Below are 1784 nucleotides of genomic sequence, written 5' to 3'. Positions count from 1 at the left end.
GTTATTTTTAAATAGTTTTATTGTTAATTTTAAATATATCAATTATTTCAACGTCAATCTTTGATATCTAAACAAGTGATCAAGAGCCATTTAAAACTTTTAAATATTTATATTAAGTTTTAAATCATTCACTTCATTATTTTATTTATTTTTTAATTTTTTAAAATTAAAAAATAATCATTTAAATTATGGAGAGTTTGATCCTGGCTCAGAGTGAACGCTGGCGGCGTGCCTAACACATGCAAGTCGAACGATGAAGTCTAGCTTGCTAGACGGATTAGTGGCGCACGGGTGAGTAATGTATAGCTAACTTGCCCCTTACAAGAGGACAACAGTTGGAAACGACTGCTAATACTCTATACTCCGCTCTAACATAAGTTAGGGTGGGAAAGTTTTTCGGTAAGGGATAGGGCTATATTGTATCAGCTAGTTGGTAAGGTAATGGCTTACCAAGGCTATGACGCATATCTGGTCTTAGAGGATGATCAGACACACTGGAACTGAGACACGGTCCAGACTCCTACGGGAGGCAGCAGTGGGGAATATTGCTCAATGGGGGAAACCCTGAAGCAGCAACGCCGCGTGGAGGATGACACTTTTCGGAGCGTAAACTCCTTTTTTACAAGAAGAATACTGACTGTATTGTAAGAATAAGCACCGGCTAACTCCGTGCCAGCAGCCGCGGTAATACGGAGGGTGCAAGCGTTACTCGGAATCACTGGGCGTAAAGGGCGCGTAGGCGGAGTAGTAAGTTGGATGTGAAATCTAATGGCTTAACCATTAAACTGCATTCAAAACTGCTATTCTAGAGTAAGGGAGAGGCAGATGGAATTAGTAGTGTAGGGGTAAAATCCGTAGATATTACTAAGAATGCCAATTGCGAAAGCGATCTGCTAGAACTTAACTGACGCTAAGGCGCGAAAGCGTGGGGAGCAAACAGGATTAGATACCCTGGTAGTCCACGCCCTAAACGATGTATGCTAGTTATTAGAATGCTAGTCATTTTAGTAATGCACCTAACGGATTAAGCATACCGCCTGGGGAGTACGGTCGCAAGATTAAAACTCAAAGGAATAGACGGGGACCCGCACAAGCGGTGGAGCATGTGGTTTAATTCGAAGATACGCGAAGAACCTTACCTGGGCTTGATATCCTAAGAACCTTAAAGAGATTTGAGGGTGCTAGCTTGCTAGAACTTAGAGACAGGTGCTGCACGGCTGTCGTCAGCTCGTGTCGTGAGATGTTGGGTTAAGTCCCGCAACGAGCGCAACCCACGTATTTAGTTGCTAACAGTTCGGCTGAGCACTCTAAATAGACTGCCTTCGCAAGGAGGAGGAAGGTGTGGACGACGTCAAGTCATCATGGCCCTTATGCCCAGGGCTACACACGTGCTACAATGGCATATACAATGAGAAGCAATACCGCGAGGTGGAGCAAATCTATAAAATATGTCTTAGTTCGGATTGTTCTCTGCAACTCGAGAGCATGAAGCCGGAATCGCTAGTAATCGTAAATCAGCTATGTTACGGTGAATACGTTCCCGGGTCTTGTACTCACCGCCCGTCACACCATGGGAGTTGATTGTGCTTTAAGTCGGAATACTAAACTAGTTACCGCCCACAGCAAAATCAGCGACTGGGGTGAAGTCGTAACAAGGTAACCGTAGGAGAACCTGCGGTTGGATCACCTCCTTTCTAGAGTACACACTCTTTAACTCACACTAAAGAGTAGATAATAATTAACTAGCTCTTGAGAGCTTGTTTGGATATCAAAGGTTGAAATGA

Annotated in this window: 1 rRNA gene; it reads left to right on the top strand. The window is 43.6% G+C overall.

From position 1 onward, the window contains the following. The first annotated feature begins 185 nt into the window (after positions 1 to 185). Positions 186 to 1694 (top strand): 16S ribosomal RNA (locus tag AC1B00_RS09525). Positions 1695 to 1784 lie beyond the last annotated feature (90 nt).

It is taken from the genome of Campylobacter sp. DY7 (assembly GCF_057802535.1).
This window is presented reverse-complemented; position numbering and strand designations above follow the sequence as displayed.